General features: G+C 44.6%; 7 protein-coding genes. 3 read left to right on the forward strand and 4 right to left on the reverse strand.

Features of this window, described 5'->3' with window-relative positions; translation table 11 throughout:
- Positions 1-139 precede the first annotated feature (139 nt).
- Complete coding sequence (locus WC615_RS10525; protein WP_372978061.1) at positions 140-685, forward strand: hypothetical protein; 546 nt, start codon at positions 140-142, stop codon at positions 683-685.
- A 100-nt stretch (positions 686-785) separates the two neighbouring features.
- On the forward strand, positions 786-2,966 hold the full coding sequence (locus WC615_RS10530) for a TonB-dependent receptor family protein (RefSeq protein ID WP_372978062.1): 2,181 nt from the start codon (positions 786-788) through the stop codon (positions 2,964-2,966).
- 205 nt (positions 2,967-3,171) lie between these two features.
- Here WC615_RS10530 and WC615_RS10535 read toward each other — a convergent pair whose 3' ends face one another.
- The 3 genes from WC615_RS10535 to WC615_RS10545 all read right to left on the reverse strand — a co-directional run bounded on the left by WC615_RS10535 (position 3,172) and on the right by WC615_RS10545 (position 4,808).
- Positions 3,172-3,537, reverse strand: coding sequence for a response regulator (locus WC615_RS10535; protein WP_372978063.1), 366 nt, complete (start codon positions 3,535-3,537; stop codon positions 3,172-3,174).
- 122 nt (positions 3,538-3,659) lie between these two features.
- Positions 3,660-3,950 carry a putative quinol monooxygenase gene (locus tag WC615_RS10540; protein ID WP_372978064.1) on the reverse strand — a complete coding sequence of 97 codons (291 nt, stop codon included), beginning with the start codon at positions 3,948-3,950 and terminating at the stop codon, positions 3,660-3,662.
- Positions 3,951-4,226: 276 nt separating this feature from the next.
- Positions 4,227-4,808 carry a thymidine kinase gene (locus WC615_RS10545; RefSeq protein ID WP_372978065.1) on the reverse strand — a complete coding sequence of 194 codons (582 nt, stop codon included), beginning with the start codon at positions 4,806-4,808 and terminating at the stop codon, positions 4,227-4,229.
- Between the two features lie 77 nt (positions 4,809-4,885).
- On the opposite strand from WC615_RS10545, the gene WC615_RS10550 reads away from it, so the two are divergent.
- The gene (locus WC615_RS10550) at positions 4,886-5,980 is read left to right on the forward strand and encodes a hypothetical protein (RefSeq protein ID WP_372978066.1); all 1,095 of its coding nucleotides are present in this window, start codon (positions 4,886-4,888) and stop codon (positions 5,978-5,980) included.
- Here the strand turns inward: WC615_RS10550 and rodA are convergent.
- The coding region (gene rodA, locus WC615_RS10555) for a rod shape-determining protein RodA (protein ID WP_372978067.1) at positions 5,971-6,538 on the reverse strand (568 nt) is incomplete at its 5' end. The two genes, WC615_RS10550 and rodA, sit on opposite strands and share 10 nt — an antisense overlap.

A 6,538-nucleotide genomic window follows, 5' to 3' on the forward strand; every position in this document is an offset into this window, starting at 1 on the left:
TTCGTAACTGTAAAATAAATAAATAATTATGGTTTTTGAGTTACAGTATGTAACTATTACATAACTATTTAAAAAGCACACTTATTGCGGCTTTAAAAAAGTTTTAGTTAAAATTGCAATCATTATAACCCGCTGTTAATTGAAACGCACTTTCGCCATATTTTTTCTTGTTATCTACTTCTTTAACTGGGGTGGATACATGCTGCTGCAAAGTTATATGGTGGCACAGACGGACAGGCGCATGAACGAACTCATCAGCCATGACCTGTACGACCCTAACAAACTGGTGGAGGTTAAGGTAAAGCAAAACCTGCCCGGTATAAATGAGTGGGCCGATTATAAGAATGTGAGCGGCTCCATACAGCTAAAAAATGCATGCTATAACTACGTAAAGCTCAAATTCACCAAGGATACGCTTTATGTGATGTGCGTGCCCAACTACGAAAAAACCAAGCTGATAGATAACAACGTTATTTACGCCAAGCAGGTAAACGATATCCCTACGGATAAAACCAAAGATGCCGCAAAAAAAGCCGGGGCCGATAAAACTTACGACCACCCGCAACTGGTTATGAATTTTATACGCTTTAAGGATACCCCCCCTGTAGGTATTAACAGAGCATATCAGCTCTCTGCCGATCCATTCATCGCAACGCCTGCACAGCCTCCTGAAGTATTAGGTTAATCCAACAATTTTAGTATCCTCATTTATTCCGCATGGTATTTTACGCCATGTGCGGGTACTATTTTATTAACTTTTTATTTTAATACTTCAATATTCATCAATGAAACACTTATATAAAACTCTGCTTACAGCGGCTATAACGGCTTACGTATGCCAGGTACAGGCACAAAAGATAACCAAAGACACGATCAGGCTGGATAGCGTACTGATCAAAGAATCGCGCAGCAAAAACCTGCCCGATGTATCCGGCAATTATATCTTTGCCGGTAAAAAAACCAATATTATTTATGCCAACCCGGGCAAGGCAAACTTAGCGGGCAACAACGCGCGTACTTTATTTGCGCAGGTACCGGGCATTAACGTTTGGGAAATGGACGGCGCAGGCCTGCAGCTAAACATTGGTACACGCGGTACCGATATGCACCGCTCTATAGAAACCAATGTTAGGCAAAATGGCTACAACACCAACTCGGATGTTGTTGGTTACCCCGAGAATCACTACAACATGCCGTTCCAGGCCATTGGCGAGGTGCAGTATGTTCGTGGTGCGTCATCCCTGCAGTTTGGCAGCCAGTTTGGCGGCATGGTAAATTTTAAAATTAAACAGCCGGATACTACCAAAACGTTTGGTTTTGAGAGCGAGCAAACCGTTGGGAGCAACCGTTTCTTTAACTCATACAATGCCATTGGCGGCAAAGCAGGCAAAGTGAGCTACTACGCTTACTTTGATGCCCGCAGCGGCGACGGTTGGCGACCGGATGCAGCGTTTAACTACCGCGCCTATTATGCCAACATCAAGTACCAGTTCAATACAAAAGGCAGCCTGTCGTTCCAGTTCTCACGGTCTGATTATGTGCAGCAAATTGCGGGTGGTTTAACCGATGATATGTACAATGCCACAGCAAGGCAATCAAACCGTTTCCGTAATTTCTTTAAACCGGCTATCAATATACCGGCATTGATTTTCAATTATAACTTTAGCAATAGTACCAAGTTAGAGGTTACATCGCATATATTATTTGGTGAGCGCAGCAGCGTGCAGTTTATAGCGCCATCAAACGTGGCCGATGTGGTTAACCCTGCCTTAGGTACTTACAACCCACGCCAGGTAGACCGCGACCATTATAAAAGCTTTACAACCGAAGCACGTTTATTGCACAATTATACTATTGGAAGCGTAAACAGCACGCTTACTACCGGTTTAAGGTATGCTAACGGCTCAACCCATCGCCAGCAAAAAGGCGTGGGTACAACCGCCACTAATTTTGATTTAAGCCTGGTTAAAGATTACGGCATCGATCTTGACCTGAACGCCGTTAACTATGCGGCCTTTGTAGAGAACATCTTCCGCATAACCAACAAATTTTCGTTTACGCCGGGCGTGCGTTACGAGGGTATTAAAACAACTATTGATGGTGCGGTGAACAACCGCAGCACCAATGTAGACTATAAACGTGACCGTAGTTTCCCATTGTTTGGCGCCGGCCTGCAATACCAGGTAAGCAGCACCACCCAGCTTTACGGAAACTTTTCGCAGGCATACCGCCCGTACATTTACGCGGCTGTTACCCCTGCCGATCAGCTAACCCTTGTTGACCCTAATATGAAAGACAGCCGTGGTTATAATGCCGACCTGGGTTACCGTGGCAAATTAGGCTCGGCTTTTACTTTTGATGTGAACGGCTTTTTTGTACACTACGGCAACCGCGCGGGTACTTTAACCGTGCAGGATGCAGGTGGTGCAAATCATTTATACTTAACCACTATTGGCAATGCCGATGCTAAAGGTGTTGAAGCTTACACCGAGCTATCACTGATCCGTGGTTTTAACCCGCAATCGGGCAGCGACCTGCGCTTGTTTAATACCCTTGCCTATACCCATGGCAGGTACACAAGTGGCAGCATCAATACCAACGGTGTAAACGTTAGCCTTAAGGGCAATAAACTGGAAGGCACACCTGACTGGACCAACCGCACCGGCCTTACTTACTTAACCGGGCACATTACATCTACCGTGTTGTTCAGCTATGTAAGCAAACAGTTTAGTGATGCCAATAACACCACGTTTAACCCAACCGGCGCCACGGGTATTGTACCTGCCTATAAACTGGTGGACCTGGCGTTTAACTATAGTTTCCTGAAAAACTACCACGTTAATTTTAACATCAACAACCTGACTGATCAGAAATATTTTACGCGCCGCATAAACATGTACCCCGGCCCCGGCATTTTGCCAGGCGATGGTATTTCGTTTAACGTTGGTTTAGGGGTGAAACTGTAAGCCAGGCGGCGTTAGGGCTTGTGCGATTCCCTCCCATCGGGAGGGTGCAGGGAGGGGTATCGAGGCTATGCATAGTTTAGAACCCCTCCCTGCCACTACTTAAACTTTCGCGCCCCTCCCCAAGGGAGGAAACAGAATTAAGAAAGCCCAACTCTTTTCGGAGTTGGGCTTTCTTATATAATAATTTATTCTCCCCTTAGGGCGCTTAAACATGTTTCTTCACTATCCCGAACAATGCTTCCAGGTCGAATGGTTTTTTGAGGTATCCGTCTGATAATCCTTCTTTAGCCAGTTCGGCTATATTGCTTACTGCCGATACGATTATAACCGGGATATGGCTTGTTTTAGGGTCTGATTTTAGTTCGCGGCTTAGCTGCTGCCCGTTGGCATCACTTTTCCAATCGGTAAGCCAGTTATCCAGCAATATCAGGTCTGGCTGGTGCTTGTCTATAAACTTCAGGATCCTGGAATTATCGGACGATACAACCTCATATCCCTCGCTTTCAAGTGCGTAGGTTATGGTATCCCTTATATCTTTATCATCCTCAATAACCAAAATCTTCTTAGCCATAGTTATACAAACATTATATTAAATCAGTTTATCCCCAATATAGCAATAAAGGGTAAATATTTTCTTTTAAATTATAACAGTAAACTATAAATATTGTTTATCAACATAAAAGCAAATTTCGCTTAAATTAACCGGGTAAGTATTTTTACGTCGGCAGGGTTTACCAGCAAAGCCGGCGAGATATGTACAAAATATTTATAGTGCGCAGTTTCCATGTGGCGGCTTAGGGCTTCCTCATCTATCCACTCCTCTTCAATCACATATTTAGTGGGCTCGTCCTTATACTGATATAATTCGCAGGCTAAGCAGCCCGTTTCTTTCTTTGATGTTTCCACCAGTTTTTTCAGTTCTGTATCAAACGCCGCTTCTGCATCTTTTTTGCAGTGTATAGAGGCAAGTAAGCTAATGCTCATAATATCTGTATTTATAGAAAGATAACGGCAAAGCGTGGGCTATTGTTTATCTATCAATTGTAATTTTGTTTATACAAAAGGCTTTTTTGATACTAATGGGGCATTTTTTGGGGTGATATCGGGTTTACTCACCCCGACTGCGCTGCGCTGGTCGACCCTCTCTGCTACGCAAAGAGGGTGAGGATAAAAAAAATTTAGCCCTCTTTCCGGGCAGCGAAGAGAGGGTGGTGGAGCGAAGCAATGACCGGGTGAGTTAATTAATAAAGCGTTGATCGCTTATATCTCCCCGTCTAAATTAAAGCAATTACGGCAACGGGCTTCGTAGCTTTCTTTTTCGCCAAGCAGTATCTGGCTTTCATTAGGTACCAAACGGTACGAATACATGGCCTGCTGGCCGCATTTTACGCATACGGCATGCAGCTTGGTAACGGAATCGGCCATGGCCATTAACTGGGGCATAGTGCCAAACGGGCGGCCTTTAAAATCCATATCCAAGCCTGCTACAATAACACGCACACCGCTGTTGGCCAGGGCCTGCACAACGTTGGGAAGTTCGTCATCAAAAAACTGGGCTTCGTCAATCCCAACCACTTCTATATGGGCGGCAAGCGGCAAAATTTCGGCAGCATTACCAACAGCTTTTGAGGGGATAGAATTGAGATTGTGCGATACCAGGGCGCTTTTATCGTAGCGTGTATCGGCTACCGGACTAAAAATTTCAACATTCACTTTTGCGATGCGCGCGCGGTTAACCCGCCTGATCAGCTCTTCGGTTTTACCCGAAAACATTGACCCACAGACCACTTCAATACTCCCGCCAATCTCATTCCTTCTTTTAAAAACTTCCTCGGTATACAATCTCTCTGAACTTTAGTGAGGGGCTAATATCAGAATTTTATGCTATTTTTGGGAAGCAATTTCCTAACATTAAAGCCATGAAGCAGCAGGAAGTATTTAGAAAGACCGGCGAAATATTAAAAGAACTTAGCGACCAATATGAGGACCTGAAAAGCACTGCCGACAACCTCAACGATCTGGAACTTGAACTGTTCATTGCCAACGCCCACTTTTTAATAGACCATGCCGAAATATTAAGAAAGCTTAACCTTCAAAAGCTACAGGTGCAACATACTTTGCCACCGCATATTGAAGAACCCCAGGCAAAACAACGGGTAATTGAAGAACCGAAGGCACCCGTTGTAGAAGAGCCAAAAGCACCCATTATTACACCCGAAGCAAAAAAAACCGCCGCCGGCGAACCAAAATACTTTGAGCCGCTTGTACAGCAGGTAAAACCCGTTATTGAACGCACACCGTTTAAATTACCTGAAAAACCGGCACAGCCGGAGCCCATACAACTGGAAATAACCCCGACTGAAGAAGAACAACCTACGCCACAGATTGACCTGCATACCGGGAGTGATAAAGACAGCTACTCGTTTGAGCGTGAAGAACCGGAAGTGATAAAACACGAACTGATAATTGACGAAGCCGACGACTGGGACGAGGAAGAACAAGTTATACCCCTTGTAACGGAAGACAAAACCAGGAAATTCCCGCAGGTTACCATGGAAAACATTTTAGACGATGAGCCTAAAATAACCGACGAACCAAAAGCCGACGAAACCCAGGAGCCTAATATTGTACCAACCAACCCCGAGCCGGTTATTGATAATACCCCAAAGGTTAAGGAAGAAGAGCCTGTTAAGGAAACCAAGCCGCTCTCATTTAACGAGCGGATGTCGGCACAATTAAAGGCGCAGCAAACCACGCAGGCAGAACCTGCACAGGCGCCAATTCAGGATATTAAAGCAGCCATAAGCCTGAATGATAAACTACTTTTTGTAAAAGACCTGTTTAATGGCTACAGCCTTGCTTACAGTGAAGCTATTGAGATAGTGAACCGCTTTACCAGTTTTGAAGAGGCAGATCGTTTCCTGAAAACCAACTACGTTACCAAAAATAATTGGGAAGGTAAAAAAGCTACCGCCGATAAGTTTTATGCTTTACTGAAAAGGCGCTACGCGTGATTTATCCCCATCCGGTTCGAATCCAGTTTTAACAGGATAAACAGCAATACGGTGAAGCTCCATAAAGACGAACCGCCATAACTGATGAATGGCAGCGGGATACCTATTACCGGCATATAACCAATGGCCATAGCTATGTTAATAATAACGTGGCAAAAGATGATAGATGCCACGCCATAACCATATATCCGCGAGAATGGCGCGCGCTGCCGCTCGGCTATCAATATAATCCGCAGCAGTAAAAACAGGTATAAACCCAGCACTGTTACCGAACCCGCAAAGCCCCACTCCTCGCCTATGGTGCAAAATATAAAGTCGGTGCTTTGCGCAGGTACAAATGAGTATTTGGTTTGTGTACCCTGCAAATAGCCCTTACCCCATACCCGGCCCGAGCCTATAGCAATTTTTGATTGATTTTGATTGTAGCCTACGCCACGCAGATCTTTAGTAAGCCCAAGCACCTCATCTATACGTACACGCTGGTGCGGTTTTAATACATGGTAATACAGCGGCTTTACACAAAAAATAAACCCTATAGATAATACCAGCGCAATAGTA

The organism is Mucilaginibacter sp. (genome assembly GCF_041663085.1).
Lineage (GTDB): Bacteria > Bacteroidota > Bacteroidia > Sphingobacteriales > Sphingobacteriaceae > Mucilaginibacter.